Source organism: Cryobacterium mannosilyticum, from assembly GCF_004402705.1.
Classification (GTDB): Bacteria; Actinomycetota; Actinomycetes; order Actinomycetales; family Microbacteriaceae; genus Cryobacterium; species Cryobacterium mannosilyticum.
On the sequence record NZ_SOFM01000001.1, the window covers coordinates 15,871 to 33,524 of the forward strand.

Annotated in this window: 13 protein-coding genes; 10 read left to right on the forward strand and 3 right to left on the reverse strand. The window is 70.6% G+C overall.

Going from position 1 to position 17,654, the window contains the following annotated elements; all coding sequences use genetic code 11:
- Window positions 1-4 precede the first annotated feature (4 nt).
- Genes E3O32_RS17760 through E3O32_RS00105 form a run of 3 tightly spaced genes read right to left on the reverse strand, consistent with a single transcriptional unit; the run spans window position 5 to window position 3,949 of the window.
- Window positions 5-613, reverse strand: coding sequence for a DUF3054 family protein (locus E3O32_RS17760; RefSeq protein WP_166790729.1), 609 nt, complete (start codon window positions 611-613; stop codon window positions 5-7).
- 34 nt (window positions 614-647) lie between these two features.
- Window positions 648-1,358 carry a VIT1/CCC1 transporter family protein gene (locus tag E3O32_RS00100; RefSeq protein WP_134505790.1) on the reverse strand — a complete coding sequence of 237 codons (711 nt, stop codon included), beginning with the start codon at window positions 1,356-1,358 and terminating at the stop codon, window positions 648-650.
- A 53-nt stretch (window positions 1,359-1,411) separates the two neighbouring features.
- Window positions 1,412-3,949 (reverse strand): hypothetical protein, encoded by a 2,538-nt coding sequence (locus E3O32_RS00105; RefSeq protein WP_134505791.1) that lies wholly within the window; start codon window positions 3,947-3,949, stop codon window positions 1,412-1,414.
- Window positions 3,950-4,242: 293 nt separating this feature from the next.
- On the opposite strand from E3O32_RS00105, the gene sucC reads away from it, so the two are divergent.
- From sucC to E3O32_RS00155, 10 genes are all read left to right on the forward strand, one after another.
- Window positions 4,243-5,412, forward strand: coding sequence for an ADP-forming succinate--CoA ligase subunit beta (sucC, locus tag E3O32_RS00110; protein ID WP_134505793.1), 1,170 nt, complete (start codon window positions 4,243-4,245; stop codon window positions 5,410-5,412).
- A gap of 13 nt (window positions 5,413-5,425) precedes the next feature.
- The gene (gene sucD / locus E3O32_RS00115) at window positions 5,426-6,313 is read left to right on the forward strand and encodes a succinate--CoA ligase subunit alpha (RefSeq protein WP_134505795.1); all 888 of its coding nucleotides are present in this window, start codon (window positions 5,426-5,428) and stop codon (window positions 6,311-6,313) included.
- A gap of 219 nt (window positions 6,314-6,532) precedes the next feature.
- Complete coding sequence (locus E3O32_RS00120) at window positions 6,533-7,774, forward strand: cell division protein PerM (protein WP_134505797.1); 1,242 nt, start codon at window positions 6,533-6,535, stop codon at window positions 7,772-7,774.
- A 9-nt stretch (window positions 7,775-7,783) separates the two neighbouring features.
- Window positions 7,784-8,377, forward strand: coding sequence for a phosphoribosylglycinamide formyltransferase (gene purN / locus E3O32_RS00125; RefSeq protein WP_134505799.1), 594 nt, complete (start codon window positions 7,784-7,786; stop codon window positions 8,375-8,377).
- The gene (gene purH, locus E3O32_RS00130) at window positions 8,374-10,050 is read left to right on the forward strand and encodes a bifunctional phosphoribosylaminoimidazolecarboxamide formyltransferase/IMP cyclohydrolase (RefSeq protein WP_134505801.1); all 1,677 of its coding nucleotides are present in this window, start codon (window positions 8,374-8,376) and stop codon (window positions 10,048-10,050) included. The genes purN and purH overlap by 4 nt, the downstream gene beginning before the upstream one ends.
- Before the next feature lie 85 nt (window positions 10,051-10,135).
- A complete protein-coding gene (locus tag E3O32_RS00135) occupies window positions 10,136-11,323 on the forward strand; it encodes a mechanosensitive ion channel family protein (protein WP_241974412.1) in 1,188 nt (395 codons plus the stop codon).
- A 91-nt stretch (window positions 11,324-11,414) separates the two neighbouring features.
- Window positions 11,415-12,497, forward strand: a complete 1,083-nt coding sequence (locus E3O32_RS00140) for a Glu/Leu/Phe/Val dehydrogenase dimerization domain-containing protein (protein WP_134505803.1) — start codon at window positions 11,415-11,417, stop codon at window positions 12,495-12,497.
- A gap of 144 nt (window positions 12,498-12,641) precedes the next feature.
- Window positions 12,642-13,430, forward strand: a complete 789-nt coding sequence (ddaH, locus tag E3O32_RS00145) for a dimethylargininase (RefSeq protein WP_134505805.1) — start codon at window positions 12,642-12,644, stop codon at window positions 13,428-13,430.
- 531 nt (window positions 13,431-13,961) lie between these two features.
- Window positions 13,962-15,701 carry an ABC transporter ATP-binding protein gene (locus E3O32_RS00150; protein ID WP_134505818.1) on the forward strand — a complete coding sequence of 580 codons (1,740 nt, stop codon included), beginning with the start codon at window positions 13,962-13,964 and terminating at the stop codon, window positions 15,699-15,701.
- Window positions 15,698-17,503, forward strand: coding sequence for an ABC transporter ATP-binding protein (locus tag E3O32_RS00155; RefSeq protein WP_134505807.1), 1,806 nt, complete (start codon window positions 15,698-15,700; stop codon window positions 17,501-17,503). The genes E3O32_RS00150 and E3O32_RS00155 overlap by 4 nt, the downstream gene beginning before the upstream one ends.
- Window positions 17,504-17,654: the final 151 nt, after the last annotated feature.

Consider the following 17,654-nt stretch of genomic DNA (forward strand, 5'->3'; position numbering starts at 1 on the left):
CCGCTCAGCGGCGGGAGACCGGGCGGCCGACTGGGGGCCAGCGCCGACGAGGGCGCACCGGCGGGCCGCGCCCGCGCCCGCGGTGGCGGGCTGCCGAAACGGGCGCGGCGAGGGCGAGCGGCGCGGGCTCAGACGCCCGAGGGCGTGCGCCGCAGCCTCGCCGCCAGGAGCGCGATCGCACGCCAGCCGAGCAGGAACAGGCCCAGCACGATCGTGGCCACGATGATGAAGCTCGGCTGGACGCCCTGGCNCTCGCCGCCAGGAGCGCGATCGCACGCCAGCCGAGCAGGAACAGGCCCAGCACGATCGTGGCCACGATGATGAAGCTCGGCTGGACGCCCTGGCTGCTCGCGAGCCGCAGCAGCATCCCGCCGGCCACCGTGCACAGCCAGACGCCGATGCCGGTCCAGACGATGCGCCGGGGGCTGCGCCAGGCGCGCAGCACGAGCCAGCCGATCGCGAGTCCGCCGAGGAACGGCCACCACGTCGTCAGCACTCCGAGGAAACCCTCGCCGTGGCTGGCCCGGCCGACCAGGGCGAAGACCAGCACGAGAACGGCGTCAAGGGATGCCGGGACGATGACGGATGCCGGGACTGCTCGCTCTGCGCTCATCCCGCAAGCCTACGACCGGGGTCGGGGGCGTGCGCTAGATCGACGTGCCGATCAGGGCGCCGATGGCCCAGGTGACTCCGAGGGCGAGCAGACCGCCGACGACCACCCGGGAGATCGCACGGGTCTTCGGGCTGCCACCGAGGTAGGCGCTCAGCCAGCCCGTGATGACGAGGGCGATCGCGACGGCCAGGAACGTGGCCGGCAGTCGCCATGCGGGCGGCGGCAGCAGCACCGCGAGCAGCGGCAGGATGGCGCCCACCGTGAACGCGAGGGCGGAGGCGAACGCCGCATGCCACGGATTCGACAGCTCTTCCGTGCCGATGTGCAGTTCCACCTCGAGGTGGGCGCCGAGCGCGTCGTGCGCGGTCAACTCGAGCGCCACCTGCCGGGCGGTGCCGGAACTGAGCCCCTTCGCCTGATAGAGGCCGGCCAGTTCGGCCAGCTCCTGATCCGGCATGTGCTCGAGCTCCCAGCGTTCCTTGGCGATCAGGGCGCGCTCGGTGTCGCGTTGGCTGCTCACCGACACGTATTCGCCCAGGGCCATCGAGATGGCGCCGGCGAGGAGGCTGGCGACGCCTGCGATCAGGATGGCGGCGGCATCCGGGGTCGCCGCCGCAACGCCCACGACGAGGGCGGCGACCGAGACGATGCCGTCGTTGGCGCCGAGCACGCCCGCGCGGAGCCAGTTGAGGCGCGAGGCGTGGCCCGCGGAGTGGGGATCGGTGCCGTGGTCCGGTTCAGTCATGTCTGCATCCAACCATCCCCCGGTCGGCGCCGCTACCAAGGGCTGACTGTCCTTCAGCGCGGATCCGGCCGCACCGTGCCGGCGAGATCCGCCAGAGCGGAATGGTACTGCCGGGTTCGGTAATACCCTTGGTGGGCTCCGACTGCACCGGTATACCCGCTGGTGTCGATCTCGTCCGCGAATTCGTCGATCGGGTTGCCGGTCGGCCGGTTCGAGAATGCCGGGAAACCGAGCGAGTCGGTCGCCCGCCACAGGCTGACCCAGCGCCGGGCGGGAACCGGAGACGCGGCCGCGGCGGCATTCGCTCCGGCCTCAGGCGCTCCCGCCGAGTGGTCCGCACCCCACGGGTCGGCCGCCCACAGCCGCGGCCGCAGGCACGGGGTGGTCCCGAGCACCGCCGGCCCGAGCAGTTCGGGGAAGAACCGCCCGAAGTAGGGTCGCAGCTGCACGCCGAAGGTGAGGAGCGACATCCGGGGGCGAAGCGCGGCCCAGTGCGGGTGTGACGACAGTGAGAACAGTGCGGCCAGGGACACGACGGCGCCCATGCTGTGCGCCGCGAGAACGACCTCCCGCCGCCGCGTCGCCGGCGTGTCCGATTCGGGGCGCAGCCACCAGAGGATACGGCGGGACAGCTCCGGCACGGCCCGTTCGGTGTAGCACGGCGCTCCGAGCGGATGTCCCGCCCGGGGCAGAAAACAGGCCAGGTCCCAGACGGTCGCCAGCGGCCGGGTCGACCGGCCCGGACCGGCGGGCAGGACGAGTCCGGCGAGCACGAGCAGGGCAATGCCGGCCCAGGCGCCCATGGCCACGTCGAGCCACGACAGCGCCCAGCCGGCATTCCCGGTCCACGCCGCCTGGACCCCGGCAGTCACAGGGGAGGCAGACAGCCGTGGATACAGCCAGGCCAGCAACTCCGACGCGAGGACGGCGACGACCGCAGCGGCCGCCAGGATGGCGACGACCGGTTCGACCAGGTGCAGGCGCGCCGCCGTGGCCCGCTTCCGGTCCCGCACCGGACCGAGCAGGGCCAGCAGCTCGGCCGCGGAGCCCACCGGCATCGGCTGGTCCTCGGCCGATGTCCCGACGAAAGAGGTCGACGGCGCCCAGACCTCGACCCGGCGGGCCACCGCTCTCCGACGCAGCAGGGCCGCGACGACGACCAGGACCGCCGCCGCGAACACGAACAGGGCGACGCCGCCGAACCACGGGTAGAGGGTGGGGATCGTGAGCTGCGGATCGAGGGACACGCACGTTCCGGTGCAACGCGTGCGCACTGTGGCGGCCGGGTCGCCGGCCGGGCCGGAGCCGAGCAGCGCGCTCGCGCCCGCCCCTCCGTTCAGCCAGTCGCCTGCCGCCACCGCGACGAGGCTGGACAGGACAAGCCCGATACCGAGGGCGAGACTGAGGAACACGGCAGGGGCCAGTCCGTGCCAGGCCTCGAACCGGAGCGCGGCGCCGGCACGCGGAAGGCGGAAGAACACGCTCGACACGATCAGGGCGAGCATGAGCCCGACCATGGTGAGCGGGGCCAGGGCCGTGACGGTGAAACCGGGCCGGCCGGTTGCGTCGCCACCGGTGGAAGGCCACCCCGCGATGAGCAGCCCCAGGGTCCCAAGATAGCCGGCGCCGCCCAGCCCGGCCAGCGTCTTCTGCCAGCGGCCCGCCGCCGACGCCGCCACGCGCTCCACCGGGAGGGTGCGGGTCCCGAAAACGGTGGCGAGGGAGAGGAGCAGCAGGCCGCCGCAAAGCCAGGCGGCCATGGCCAGGCCGACGCCTCCGCCGTCGATCACGGCCTGCGCGCCCAATTCGGCCGAGACCAGGCTCACTCCGGCCGCGAGGTGGCCGAGGGACAACCGGCGGGTCTCGCCGCGGTTGCTCCAGAACTGCGGCCTCGCGAGCAACGGCGCGTCGGCCTTCTGGGCGTCGGCAGCATCGGCCGACGCCGACGGTTCGCGGGCGTCGAGATAGCGGTCGGCAACGTCGTAGCGCAGCCGGCTGATGCCCGACAACAGCCAGAGCCCCACCACCACCAGCACCGGGGCCAGCGAGAACAGTGCCATCCGGCGCTCCGGGGTCCACCGGGCCAGTGCCTCGAAGGGCTGCGGCAGCACGGTGCAGACCAGGCTGTCGCCCGCGTAGCACTGCACGGCGAGCAGATCGACGGCGACCGACATGACCGTCGACAGCAACAGCAGTGTGAGCAGCCCGCCGAACAGACGCACGAGACCGGCGCGCACGCTCAGCACCACGGTCCCGGTGGGCAGCCGCCAGCACCAGACGGCGGCATTGGCGATGCTGAACGGCAGCAGGAGCGCCCAGCCGACCCGAGCGAGTCCGGCCACGAGTGCGCCGCCCGGCCCGGTGGGCTCCGGGGTGCTGCGCACCAGCCCGCCCCAGGAATACGCTTCGCGTCGGATGCCGCGGGGCACGAAGCCGCGCCGGCCCGCGGCATCCGGCGGACGGCGAAGCCGGTCCAACGCGGCGGGCGTCGGGGCCCAGAAGCTGCCCAACCCGTCCCCGGCCACGCATTCGATGTCGGTGACCGCAAGATCGAGAAGCGCCGAGGGGGCGGTGTTGTTGATGCCATGCACCCGCAACTCCAGCACGCGCGGCTCGGGCGTCTGCCCAGGGGGCGACCCCGGGGCAGAAACCTTCTTCGCGCGTGACCTCATCGTGGGCGACCAACTCCCGGGCATCCGTTGCCCGTGAATGCGATGGTATTGCCGCACCGGCCGTTTGGCCAGAGTTCGCGGTGCCGATGTGGGACGCTAGAGTTTGAACTGGCCAGTATGTCTTGATGTCGAGCTACATTCGGCTCTGCACACTGTGCCCACACCCCCTCGTACCCAGCAGGAACGCCAAGACGCGGATTGGAAAGAGCAGCGTGGATCTTTACGAATACCAGGCCAGAGACCTGTTTGAACAGTATGGAGTCCCGGTTCTGCCGGGCATCATCGCGGATACCCCTGAAGAGGTGCGCGCGGCCGCGGAGAAGCTCGGTGGCGTCGTCGTCGTCAAGGCCCAGGTGAAGGTCGGCGGTCGCGGAAAGGCCGGCGGAGTCAAGGTCGCCAAGACCCCCGACGACGCCGAAGCCGCCGGACGAGCCATCCTCGGCCTCGACATCAAGGGCCACACCGTCAACCGGGTCATGGTTGCCGGGGGAGCCCGAATCAAGCAGGAGTTCTACTTCTCCGTGCTGCTGGACCGGACCAACCGCTCCTACCTCTCGCTGGCGAGCTACGAGGGTGGCGTGGAAATCGAGGTTCTCGCCGTCGAGAAGCCCGAAGCGCTCGCCTACACGGCGATCGACCCGATCGCCGGGATCGACCTGGCCAAGGCCCGCGAGATCGCGATCGCCGCGAAGTTCCCGGCCGAGCTCGTCGACAAGGTCGCACCGGTCTTCGTGCAGCTCTACACCGTGTTCACCGGTGAAGACGCGACCCTGGTCGAGGTCAACCCCCTCGTTCTCACCGAAGAGGGCGACATCATCGCGCTCGACGGCAAGGTCACCATCGACGAGAACGCCGGCTTCCGCCACCCGAAGCATGCGTTCCTCGAGGACGCCGCCGCCGCCGACCCGCTCGAGGCGAAGGCCAAGGAGAACGACCTCAACTACGTCAAGCTCGACGGTGAGGTCGGCATCATCGGCAACGGCGCGGGGCTCGTCATGAGCACGCTCGACGTCGTCGCCTACGCCGGCGAGAACCATGGCGGCGTCAAGCCGGCCAACTTCCTCGACATCGGGGGCGGAGCATCCGCCGAGGTCATGGCCGCGGGCCTCGACGTTATCCTCGGCGACCCGCAGGTCAAGGCCGTCTTCGTCAACGTCTTCGGCGGCATCACCGCCTGTGACGCCGTCGCCAAGGGCATCGTGGGTGCGCTCGCCGAACTCGGCAGCGCCGCAAACAAGCCGCTCGTTGTGCGCCTCGACGGCAACAACGTCGAGGAAGGCCGTCGCATCCTCGCCGAGGCCAACCACCCGCTCGTCACACTGGCCGCCACCATGGACGAGGGCGCCGACAAGGCCGCCGAACTCGCCCACGCCGCGAAGTAAGGGATTTTCGAACATGTCAATCTTCCTCAACAAGGACTCCAAAGTCATCGTGCAGGGCATCACCGGCGGTGAGGGCACCAAGCACACCGCCCTCATGCTCAAGGCCGGCACCCAGGTCGTCGGCGGCGTGAACGCCCGCAAGGCCGGCACCACCGTCGTGCACGGCAGCGTCGAGCTGCCCGTGTTCGGCACGGTCGCCGAGGCCATGGAGAAGACGGGCGCGGATGTCTCCATCGCGTTCGTCCCGCCGGCCTTCACCAAGGACGCCGTCATCGAGGCCATCGACGCCGGCATCCCACTGCTCGTCATCATCACCGAGGGCGTGCCGGTGCAGGACTCGGCCGAGTTCTGGGCCTACAACCTGGCCAAGGGCAACAAGACCCGCATCATCGGCCCGAACTGCCCCGGCATCATCACCCCCGGTGAAGCACTCGTGGGCATCACGCCGGCGAACATCACCGGCAAGGGCCCGGTCGGCCTCGTCTCCAAGTCGGGCACCCTGACCTACCAGATGATGTACGAACTGCGCGACCTCGGCTTCTCCACGGCCATCGGCATCGGCGGCGACCCCATCATCGGGACCACGCACATCGACGCGCTCGAGGCGTTCGAGGCTGACCCGGAGACGCTCGCCATCGTCATGATCGGCGAGATCGGCGGCGACGCCGAGGAGAAGGCGGCCGAGTACATCAAGGCCCACGTCACCAAGCCTGTCGTCGGCTACGTCGCCGGCTTCACCGCTCCCGAGGGCAAGACCATGGGCCACGCCGGCGCCATCGTCTCCAACGGGGCCGGAACCGCCCAGGGCAAGAAGGAGGCCCTCGAGGCCGCCGGGGTCAAGGTCGGCAAGACGCCGAGCGAGACCGCCACCCTGCTGCGCGAGGTTCTCGCGGCCCTGTAGGACCAGCATCCGCACGAAGGGCCCGCCTGACCAGGCGGGCCCTTCGTCGTCTCCGCCCTGGCCCCCGTCTCTCTCGCCCTGTCGAATTCGACGGAGATATTGCCGGAAACGGCCTGAAATCGCCCGCTCAGCGGCCGAACGGGCAAAATCTCCGTCGAATTCGACGGGGGCGGCGAGGGCGAAACCCGCAGCCTGCCCGGCCAAGTAGGCTCGGGGCCGATGAACCGCACAACGACAGCCCTGCTCGCCGCTCTCGAGGCGGTCCTTGTCGTCGCCATCGGCGTCGGGATCGCGCTCGTGCCGCTGACCGTGCTCTGGGCCACCCAGTTCGGCCTCGCCATCGACTGGGTCGTCTTCTGGCGGGCCGCGGTGGACGTCTGGCTGCTCGGCAACGGCGTCGACCTGACCGTGCAACTCGACCCCGCCGTGGTCACCACGCTCGGGCTGCCCGGCTCGGAGGCCCCGTTCACGCTCACCATCGCCCTGCTCGGCTACGGTCTGCTGGCCGTGCTGCTCGGCCGGCGAACCGGCGCCCGCGCCGCCGAAACCCCGTACCGCTGGGTCGGCGCCGGGGCAGCGATCGCCTGCTACGGCCTGCTCGCGACGGTGCTCAGCCTGACCGCAGGCACGGATGCCGTGCGCCCGTCGCTCCCGCAGGGAATCCTGCTCCCGACGGCGGTCTACGCGGCCGGTGTGCTCAGCGGTGTGCTCAGCGGCGCGTTCCGAGGTCAGGCGGCCGGCGCCCTCGTGAGGCGCTACCGCACCCTCCCCTCCGTGGCCCGCGGCATCGCAGCAACGGCCCTCCGCGGCGGAACCGCCGCCGCCGCCGCCATCGTCGCGGTCTCCGCCGTGGCCGTCTTCGTGCTCATCCTCAGCAACTACGCCACGGTGATCGGCCTCTACGAGACGGTGCAGTCCGGCCTGACCGGCGGCATCGTGCTCACCCTGCTCGAGCTCGCGCTCATCCCCAACCTGGTCGTCTGGGCGGCCGCCTGGCTCGTCGGCCCCGGCATCGCGGTCGGTGTCGGCACGAGCGTGTCCCCGGTCGGCACGGCCCTCGGCTCGGTGCCCGGCCTGCCCATCCTCGGGGTGCTCCCGCACGGCACGCTGGCCTTCGGTTTCCTCGGCCTGCTGGTGCCCGTTCTGATCGGCTTCCTCGCCGCGGCCGTGACCCGGCAGCGACAGGCCCGCGCCGACATGGCGCCGCCCACCGTCCCGCAACAGCTGGTCACCGGGCTGGCGACGGGTATCGTCGCCGGCATCCTGCTCGGCCTGCTCGCCTGGTGGTCCGGCGGGGCGATGGGCCCCGGGCGGCTCGTGGAGGTAGGGCCAGACCCCCTGCTGGTCGGGCTGCTCACCGCCATCGAGGTGGGTGTCGCGGCCGGTGCCGGGCTGCTGACGCCGCATCCGTTCCAGCGCAGCCGCGCCACACCGAAGAACGAACCGGCCGCCAAACGGTAGGCTCGTCCCGTGCTGTCATTGGTCGTGTTGATCTCAGGCGGGGGATCCAACCTTCGTTCCCTGCTCGAGGCGTGCCAGGATGCCGAGTACCCGGCCCGGGTCGTCGCCATCGGCGCGGACCGTGACGCCGACGGCCTCGACCTCGGCGAAGAGTTCGGGATCCCGACCTTCACCGTGCCGTTCTCCTCCCACCGGAGCCGGGAGGCCTGGGGCGACGAGCTCCTGGCCCAGATCCGGCAGTGGACGCCCGATCTGGTCGTGCTGAGCGGTTTCATGCGCCTGCTCCCGCCGCGGGTGGTGGCCGCGCTGTCGCCGCAACTGCTGAACACGCATCCCGCCTACCTGCCCGAATTCCCCGGAGCGCACGGGGTGCGCGACGCGATCGCCGCCGGCGTCGCGGAATCCGGGGCCAGTCTCATCGTCGTCGACACCGGTGTCGACGACGGACCGATCATCGCGCAGGAGAGGGTGCCGGTGCTACCCGGCGACACCGAAGCATCCCTGCACGAACGAATCAAGACCGTCGAGCGGCGCCTGCTGGTGCAGGCCGTGCTCGACATCGCCAACGGACACGTCGACCTCGAGGAGCATTCCCAGATATGAGCGGGCACACCAACGACCAGAGCCTGTACCGCGAGCGGGACATCGTTGCGGTGAAGCGCGCGCTGATCTCGGTCAGCGACAAGACCGGCCTGCTTGAGCTGGCCGGGGCCCTCGCGGCCGCCGGCGTCGAGATGGTCTCGACCGGCTCGACCGCCGCGACCATCCGCGCCGCCGGCCACGAGGTGACGGATGTCTCCGCCGTCACCGGTTTCCCCGAATCCCTCGACGGCCGGGTGAAGACCCTGCACCCGGGCGTGCACGCCGGCATCCTCGCCGACCTCCGCCTCGAGTCGCACGAGGCCCAGTTGAACGACCTCGGCATCGCGGCCTTCCAGCTCGTCGTCGTGAACCTCTACCCGTTCGTCGAAACCGTGGAATCCGGCGCCTCCCCGGCCGAGGTCATCGAGCAGATCGACATCGGCGGACCGGCGCTCGTGCGCGCCTCGGCGAAGAACCACGCGAACGTGGCCATCGTGGTCGACCCCGACGACTACGACGAGATCATCGCGGCCGTCGGCGCCGGCGGAACCACGCTGCGCCTGCGCCAGAAGCTCGCCTCGCTCGCCTTCGAGCACACGGCAGGCTACGACCTCAGCGTCTCCGCCTGGTTCACCGAGAACGTCTACGACCAGTGGCAGGATGACGTCGAGGCCCTGGACGAGGAGATCCTCGAGCAGTTCGACGCCGTCATCGCCACCAGCTTCGAGGCCGAAGCGTCGTTCCCCGACACCCTGGCCATCCAGGCCACCCGCAAGGCCGTGCTCCGCTACGGCGAGAACTCGCACCAGGCGGCGGCGCTCTACGTCGGCGACGGCGGCCAGGGCATCGCCCAGGCCGTGCAGCTCCACGGCAAGGAGATGTCCTACAACAACTACGTCGACGCCGACGCCGCCGTGCGCGCCGCCTTCGACTTCACCGAACCGGCCGTGGCCATCATCAAGCACGCCAACCCGTGCGGCATCGCCATCGCAGGCCCCAAGGCGCCCGACGCGATCGCCTCCGCCCACAAGCGCGCGCACGACTGCGACCCGGTCTCCGCATTCGGCGGGGTCATCGCCGCGAACCGGGTCGTGACCCTCGGCATGGCCGAGACCGTCAGCCAGATCTTCACCGAGGTGCTCGTCGCCCCCGGCTTCGAACCGGCCGCGTTCGAACTGCTCAGCGCGAAAAAGAACATCCGCCTGCTCGAACTCCCCGCCGACTACCACCGGTCCTCACTCGAACTGCGTCAGATCTCCGGCGGGCTGCTCGTGCAGGAGACCGACACCTTCGACGACTTCGACTCGTCCGGCTGGACCCTCGCCGCGGGCGAGGAAGTCGACGAGGCCACCCGCGCCGACCTCGAGTTCGCGTGGAAGGCCTGCCGGTCGGTGAAATCGAACGCGATCCTGCTCGCCCGCGGCGGCGCATCCGTCGGGGTGGGAATGGGGCAGGTCAACCGGGTCGACTCCTGCCACCTCGCGGTGCTGCGCGCGGGCGACCGTGCGGCCGGCTCCGTCGCAGCCTCCGACGCGTTCTTCCCGTTCGCCGACGGCCTGCAGGTGCTGCTCGAGGCCGGCGTCACCGCGGTCGTGCAGCCCGGCGGCTCGGTGCGCGACGAAGAGGTCATCGCGGCGGCCGTCGCGGCCGGCGTCAGCATGTACTTCACCGGGGAGCGCCACTTCTTCCACTGACCCGCGTGCGGCAGGGCACCGCGGACTCTGGCACGATTAAGAGGTCCGAGGTGCCACCAGACGCGCAGCGGCGGGAAGGGCAGTCGTGTCAGACCTCGAGGCGTTCATCCAACCGGACTACCTGATCGCACTCCTGGTCGCCGTCGTGGCCGCCGTGGCGGTCACGGCGATCACCGCGCTCGTGTTCCGGATGGTCGGCCGGCGGGAGGCGTGGGCCCGCACCCTGATCGGGCTGGCCAGGGTCCCGTTCCGCCTGACCCTGCTGATGGGCACCATGTGGTCCGTCAACACGCTGTTCCTGCAGAGCACGGCGGAGATCGAGCGCCTGGTCGACTTCGTGTTCCGCGCCCTGTTCATCGCCGCGGCCACCTGGCTGGTGTGCGCGCTGCTCTACTTCATCGAGGAAGTCACCGCAGTCCGTTACCGGGTCGACGTGCGTGACAACAGGGTCGCCCGGCGGGTGCGCACCCAGTTGCGGATGCTGCGGCGCATCGGCGTCGTCGTGGTCATCATCTGCGCGATCGGGGCCGTGCTGCTGAGCATCCCGGGGGCCGCGACCCTGGGCGCCAGCCTGTTCGCCTCGGCCGGCCTGCTCAGCGTCGTCGCCGGCCTCGCCGCCCAGTCCACCCTCGCCAACGTGTTCGCGGGGGTGCAACTGGCCTTCAACAACGCCCTGCGGGTGGATGACGTCGTCATCGTCGAGAACGAGTGGGGGAAGATCGAGGAGATCACGCTCACCTACGTGGTCGTGCACATCTGGGACGACCGGCGGATGGTGCTGCCGTCGACCTACTTCACGACGAATCCGTTCCAGAACTGGACCCGGCACAACAGCGAACTGCTCGGCGCGGTCGAGTTCGACCTGGACTGGCGGGTCGACCCGGCCGGCATGCGCCGGGAGCTGGACCGGATCGTCGCCCAGACCGAACTCTGGGACGGTCGCGTCGTCGTGCTCCAGGTGACGGATGCCGTCGGCGGCTTCGTGCGGGTGCGCGTGCTGGTCTCCGCCGGCGACGCTCCCACCCTGTTCGACCTGCGCTGCCTCGTGCGGGAGAACCTGATCGACTGGCTGGTAACCCACAACCCCGACGCCCTGCCGGTGGGCCGGATGGAGCTGCGGCGGGAACCGCAGACCAGGCCTGCCGTCGCGCTCGGGCCGCAGCCGTCGCACCCCGTGACCGCGCCGATCGGGCTGTTCTCCGGCGACGAGAACGCCAAGGCGCGGGCCGCGGAGTTCACCACCTCGATCCCCGTGCAGGAAGACCCGCGCTGACCTGCGCTGACGAGGCTAGTCTGGGTCAGTCGCCGCGCCACAACCGCGGCCCCAACCCACCGGCCCACAAGGCCAGCAAGGAGAAACAGTCATGACCCTCACGCAACCATCACCGTCGCTGGATGCGCTCGTCGGAATCCCGTTCACCCACGAACGCGTGCTGATCACCACGGGCATCCGCTCGGGCCTCGTGATCACCGTGGCCGTGCACTCGACCAGGCTCGGCCAGGCCCTGGGCGGCGCCCGGATGTGGCAGTACGAGAACTGGACCGATGCCGTCGCCGACGCCCTGCGCCTCTCCGCGGCGATGACGCTGAAGAACGCGGCCGCCGGTCTGAACCTCGGCGGCGGCAAGTCCGTCATCCATCTGCCGCTCGGCACCGTGCTCACCGAGGCGGAGCAGCGCGACGCAATGCTCGACCTCGGCGACGCGATCGAGAGCCTGGACGGGGCCTACATGACGGCGGAGGACGTGGGCACGAACGCCGAGCTGATGGCCGTCGTCAAGGAGCGCACCGACCACGTCTGCGGTCTCCCGGCCGCCACCGGCGGGGTGGGCGAGCCCGCCGACGCGACCGCGGCGGGCGTCTACGCCAGCGTCGTCGCCACCCTCGACGCGTTGTTCGGCAGCCGGGAGGTGTCCGGCCGGCACATCGTGATCTCCGGGCTCGGCCAGGTCGGCGGACGCCTCGCCACGGCGCTGGCGGCGGCCGGCGCCCGCCTGACCGTCAGCGACGTCAACCTCGCCCGGCGGGAGCTGGCCGACTCGCTCGGCGCCACCTGGGTGTCCGTCGACGACGTGCACCTCGTGCCGGCCGACCTGTTCGTGCCGTGCGGCCTCGGCGGGGTGCTCACCGCGCGCGTGATCGGCGAACTCACTGTGCTCGGGGTCGTCGGCGCAGCCAACAACCAGCTCGCCCAGCCGGAGGGTGCCGCCCAGCTCGACGCGCGCGGCATCCTCTGGGCCCCCGACTTCGTCGTCAACTCCGGCGGGGTCATCTACCTGGCGCTCGCCTCGGAGCCGGGTGCCGACCTGGACGTCGTCGCGGCGCGGGTCGACGCGATCGGCGACACCGTGGCGACCATCTTCACGGATGCCCGCGAGCAGGGGATCACGACCCTCGCCGCCGCCGAGCACCTGGCCGCGGCCCGGCTGGACGCGGCGCGCCGCTGACGCCGGGCCGGCTGGCCGCGCCGCGACGGCTGGACGCGGCGCGCCGCTGACGCCGGGCGCCACTGCGGGGGAGTCCCGACTCTCGCGCAGCGGCGCCCGGCTTCCGCCCAATCACGGGCGGCTGCCGGGCCATACACTGGCGGGATGGAACCCGTCGCCGTGCCCCAGCCTTCCCAGCGCCGCGCCCTCGTGCGCCGGCCCGCCCGCAACCTCGCCGACGGGCTCCTCACCCACATCGAGCGCACCGCGGTGGATCAGGCGCTGGCCGAGACACAGTGGCGCGGCTACGTCGCCGCGCTGGAGGCCGAGGGCTGGGAGACCATCGAGGTCGAGCCCGCGCCGGAGCTGCCGGACTCCGTCTTCATCGAGGACGCCGTGATCATGTTCGGCGACCTCGCCGTCGTCGCCAGCCCCGGCGCCGAGACCCGCCGCGGCGAGACGGCCGGCGCCGAGGCCGCCGTGGCCCGGCTCGGCATCCCTCGGCAGCACCTCGACCTGCCCGGGACTCTCGACGGCGGCGATGTGCTCAAGGTCGGTCGCACCGTGTACGTCGGGCGGAGCCTCCGCACCAACGACGAGGGCATCGAAGCGTTGCGGGGCATCCTCGCGCCGCGCGGCTACACGGTCGTCGCGGTGTCGATCAGCCGAGCGCTGCACCTCAAGACCGCGGTCACCGCGCTGCCCGACGGCACCGTGATCGGTTTTCCGCCGCTCGTCGACGACCCGTCGGTGTTCGAGACGTTCCTGCCCGTTCCGGAGGCCCACGGCACCGCGGTCGTCGTGCTCGACGACCGCACCGTGCTGATGTCCTCGGCCGCCCCGCTCTCGGCGGGACTCTTCGCCCAGCGCGGCTACCGCGTGGTCACCGTCGACATCTCCGAGTTCGAGAAACTCGAGGGCTGCGTCACCTGCCTCAGCGTTCGGGTTCGCTGACTTTTTGTCCCTTGCGCCGGGCCGGCATCGGTCGTAGTCTGAAAGGCTGCCTGATCAGGGGGGCACAGCACAGAACACGACGCGCTCAGGAGGCCGACATGACACAGACAGCACAACGACAGCTCGCACCGGATGCGAACCTCGGCGCTGCCTTCAGTGCCAGCTTCCAACCTGCCAGCCTCCGCCCCGCCAGCCTCCGCCCCGCCAGCGCCGCGTAACCGGCCGGCACACGCACCGGCACGACCGGCCCTCGCACCAGCCCGCAGCTCCGCCAGCCCGCTGCCCGCGCACCGGAAGCAGCCACGCTTCCGCCCGTCGCCGACGGAACCCGAACGTCGTCGGCACCCACCGGCGTCTCATCGCGCCGCACGCGCCGGCCCGCCGCGCACCAGAAAACTGACCGTTCAGGACTTTCACGTGACCACGCTCATCGACCAGGAACATCCGTTCGACGCCGCAGGGGACACCCCACCCACCCGGAGGACCACCCTCCAGACCCTGCTGCGTCTCTACCCCTACGCGAAGCCGGCCATGCCGCGCCTCGTCCTCGGCATGGTCGCGGCCCTCCTCGCCGCGCTGGTGTCGCTCGCCATCCCGCAGGTGTTGCAACGCCTCGTTGACGGCGCGCTGTCCCGGCAGGACTCCGCCCAGATCTGGCCCGCCGTGATGCTCATCCTCGGCCTCGGCGTGCTCGAAGCGGTGCTGATCGCGCTGCGCCGCTGGTTCGTGCTCGCACCGGGCACCCACATCGAGGCAAGGATGCGGAACGCGCTCTACGCCAGACTGCAGGACCTCCCCGTCTCGTTTCATGACAAATGGCCGAGCGGCCAGCTGCTGTCTCGGGCGGTCAGCGACCTGAACCAGATCCGCCGGTGGATCTCCTTCGGCTTCGTGCTGCTCGTGGTCAACCTGCTGACGATCGTCGTCGGCGCCGTGATCCTGGTGTCGATGAACTGGGTCCTCGGCACCATCTTCATGGTCTGCTCTGTGCCGCTCTGGATCGTCGGCTACCGGTTCGAGGAGAAGTATTCCGTCGTGGCGCGGCGCAGTCAGGACCAGGCCGGCGACCTGGCGACCGCCGTCGAGGAGTCCGTGCACGGCATCCGCGTGCTCAAGGCCTTCGGGCGCGGCAAATTCGCGCTGAAGAACTTCGCCGAGCAGGCGGAAAGCCTGCGCGGCACGGAGATCGAGAAGTCCCGCGCCATCGCCGGCATCTGGCTGTGGCTGCTGCTCGTTCCCGACGTGGCGTTTGCGCTCTGCCTCGTCGCTGGCGTCTGGCTGGCCAGCCAGGGCGAGCTCAGCGTTGGCGGCCTGGTCGCCTTCTTCGCCACCGCCACGGTGCTCCGCTGGCCGGTGGAGTCGGTCGGATTCCTGCTGTCGATGACCTTCGACACGCGCACGGCCACCGACCGGTTCTTCGACGTGCTCGACGCACCGAACTCGATCACCGACCCGGAGCAGGCCGTCACGATCGAACACCCGCGAGGACGGCTCGCCTTCGAGAACGTGCACTTCCGCTATCCAGACTCGCCCGCCCGGTTCCCCGACCTGCTCGACGGTGTCGACCTGCTACTCGAACCGGGGGAGACCATGGCCCTCGTCGGCCTGACCGGCTCCGGCAAGTCGACCCTCACGGCGCTCACCACCCGGCTCTACGACGTGACGGCGGGCGCGGTGACCCTCGACGGGGTGGACGTGCGTGCCCTCGGGCGCGAGGAACTGCGCCGTCACCTCGCGATGGCGTTCGAGGATGCGACGCTGTTCTCGGCATCCGTGCGCGACAATGTGCTGCTCGGTCGCCCCGAGTGGGCCGAGCGCTCGGCGGCAGCGGATGCCGCGCTCGAGGAGGCGCTGCAGGTCGCCCAGGCGGGGTTCGTCCATGACCTCCCCGAGGGGGTGGACACCCTGGTCGGCGAGGAGGGGATGAGCCTGTCGGGCGGTCAGCGGCAACGACTGGCGCTCGCTCGCGCTGTCGCCGCGAAACCGGCCGTGCTGGTGCTCGACGACCCGCTCTCGGCGCTGGACGTGGACACCGAGTCGCTCGTCGAGGCCGCTTTGCGTGAGGTGCTCGCCTCGACGACGGCGTTGATCGTGGCGCACCGCCCGTCAACGGTCATGCTCGCCGACCGCGTCGCCCTGCTCGAAGACGGCCGGATCACGGCCGTAGGTCGGCATTCCGATCTGCTCCGGCAGAGCGAGCACTACAAGTTCGTCATTTCCAGTCTGGAAGACGAAGAAGCGCGGGACGCCAGAAGGGAGGCGGCGCTGTGAGCGTCAGCGGAGTAGAGGGAGAAGAGCGGAGCGACTTCAGCGCCGCGGAGAGCAAGCAGATCAGAGCCAGGTCGCTGAGTCTGCTCGGGTCGTTGCTTCGACCAGTGCGGTGGCGCGTCATCGGCGCGATGCTCATTGTGGTGCTGTCGACGGCCGCCCAGGTCGCGGGTCCGGCACTGATCGCGTTCGGGATCGACCGGGGCCTGCCGGCGCTGCTCAAACAGGACTGGGTGCCGCTGGCGGCCTCCGGTGCGATCTACCTGATCACCGGCCTGATCGGTGCCGGCCTTATCGCCTGGTACACGATCATGTCGGCGCGGATCAGCCAGGGCGTGCTGATCGACCTGCGCAAACGGGTCTTCCTGCACACGCAACGGCTGAGCCTCGAATTCCATGAGTCCTACACCTCTGGGCGGATCATCTCCCGGCAGACCAGCGACCTCGACGCGATCCGGGAACTACTCGACGAGGGGATCAACCAACTCGTGCAGGGGCTGCTCTACATGTCGTTCACCGCGATCTTCCTATTCGCCCTGGACGGCACGAGCGGGCTGGTGCTGTTCGGTTCGCTCGTGCCGCTGCTGGTCCTCACCCGGTGGTTCCAGGTGCGCTCGCAGGCCCTGTTCCGGCAGTCGCGGGTGGCGTCGGCGAGCCTGATCGTGCAATTCGTGGAGACGATGACCGGCATCCGTGCGGTCAAGGCGTTCCGTGCGGAGAAACGCAACGAGAGGGTGTTCGGCGGCCTCGTCGAGGACTATCGCAAGGTCAACGGGCGGGTGATCCAGCTGTTCGGCATCTTCGACCCGGGCCTGGTGCTGATCGGCAACGTGGCCGTCGCGGTGGTGCTCCTGATCGGCGCCTTCCGGGTCGCCGACGGGCAGCTGGCCATCGGCGCGCTGCTCGCCGCGCTGCTCTACACCCGGCGGTTCTTCGACCCGATGGAGGAGATGGCGATGTTCTACAACTCCTACCAGTCCGCAGCCGCGGCGCTGGAGAAGATCTCCGGCGTGCTCGCGGAACACCCCGGCGTGCCGGACCCGGTGGCGCCGGTCGACCTGTGGACGGCGCGCGGGCAGGTGGCGTTCGACCAGGTGACCTTCGCCTACCAGAGCGACCGGGTCATCCTGCCCCGGTTCGACCTCACGATCCCCGCGGGGCAGACCATCGCCCTGGTCGGGTCGACGGGGGCAGGCAAGTCGACCCTGGCCAAGCTGATGGCCCGGTTCTACGACCCCTCCGACGGTCGGGTCAGCCTCGACGGGGTCGACCTGCGCGACCTGCACCCCAAGGACCTGCGCCGGGCGATCGTGATGGTGACCCAGGAGGCGTACCTGTTCAGCGGGTCCGTCGCCGACAACATCGCGATCGGCAAACCGGATGCCACGCCCGCCGAGATCGTCAGGGCGGCGCGGGCGGTCGGCGCGCACGAGTTCATCGAGGGGCTGCCCAGCGGCTACGACACCGACGTGAACAAGCGCGGCGGGCGCGTCTCGGCCGGGCAGCGCCAGCTGATCTCGTTCGCGCGCGCGTTCCTCGCCGACCCGGCGGTGCTCATCCTCGACGAGGCCACCTCGAGCCTGGACATCCCGAGCGAACGGCTGGTGCAGCAGGCCCTGCAGACGCTGCTGGCCGACCGCACCGCCGTGATCATCGCGCACCGGCTGTCGACTGTGGCGATCGCCGACCGGGTGCTCGTGATGGAGCGCGGCCGGATCGTCGAGGACGGCACCCCGGCGGACCTCATCGCGGGCACCGGGCGCTTCGCCCAGCTGCACGCCGCCTGGCGGGAGTCCCTCGTCTAGCATCCGGCGGCCGGTTCGTCCCCGTGGCGCACCTTCGGGAAGCGGGCGCACCGTAGAGAGCGTGTTGATTATTGGAGGCTGGCGATCGAGGCCAGCGCTCAGTCCCATGTCGGATGTCGATGGGCTGGTGTCGGCGCGGGCGATCGGGCGC

Bases quoted from the DNA above. Each gene is read 5' to 3' on its own strand.
- E3O32_RS00100 (WP_134505790.1), bottom strand. From the start codon at position 1,358: ATGACTGAACCGGACCACGGCACCGATCCCCACTCCGCGGGCCACGCC.
- sucD (WP_134505795.1), top strand. From the start codon at position 5,426: ATGTCAATCTTCCTCAACAAGGACTCCAAAGTCATCGTGCAGGGCATC.
- E3O32_RS00120 (WP_134505797.1), top strand. From the start codon at position 6,533: ATGAACCGCACAACGACAGCCCTGCTCGCCGCTCTCGAGGCGGTCCTT.
- purH (WP_134505801.1), top strand. From the start codon at position 8,374: ATGAGCGGGCACACCAACGACCAGAGCCTGTACCGCGAGCGGGACATC.
- E3O32_RS00140 (WP_134505803.1), top strand. From the start codon at position 11,415: ATGACCCTCACGCAACCATCACCGTCGCTGGATGCGCTCGTCGGAATC.
- ddaH (WP_134505805.1), top strand. From the start codon at position 12,642: ATGGAACCCGTCGCCGTGCCCCAGCCTTCCCAGCGCCGCGCCCTCGTG.
- E3O32_RS00150 (WP_134505818.1), top strand. From the start codon at position 13,962: ATGCCGCGCCTCGTCCTCGGCATGGTCGCGGCCCTCCTCGCCGCGCTG.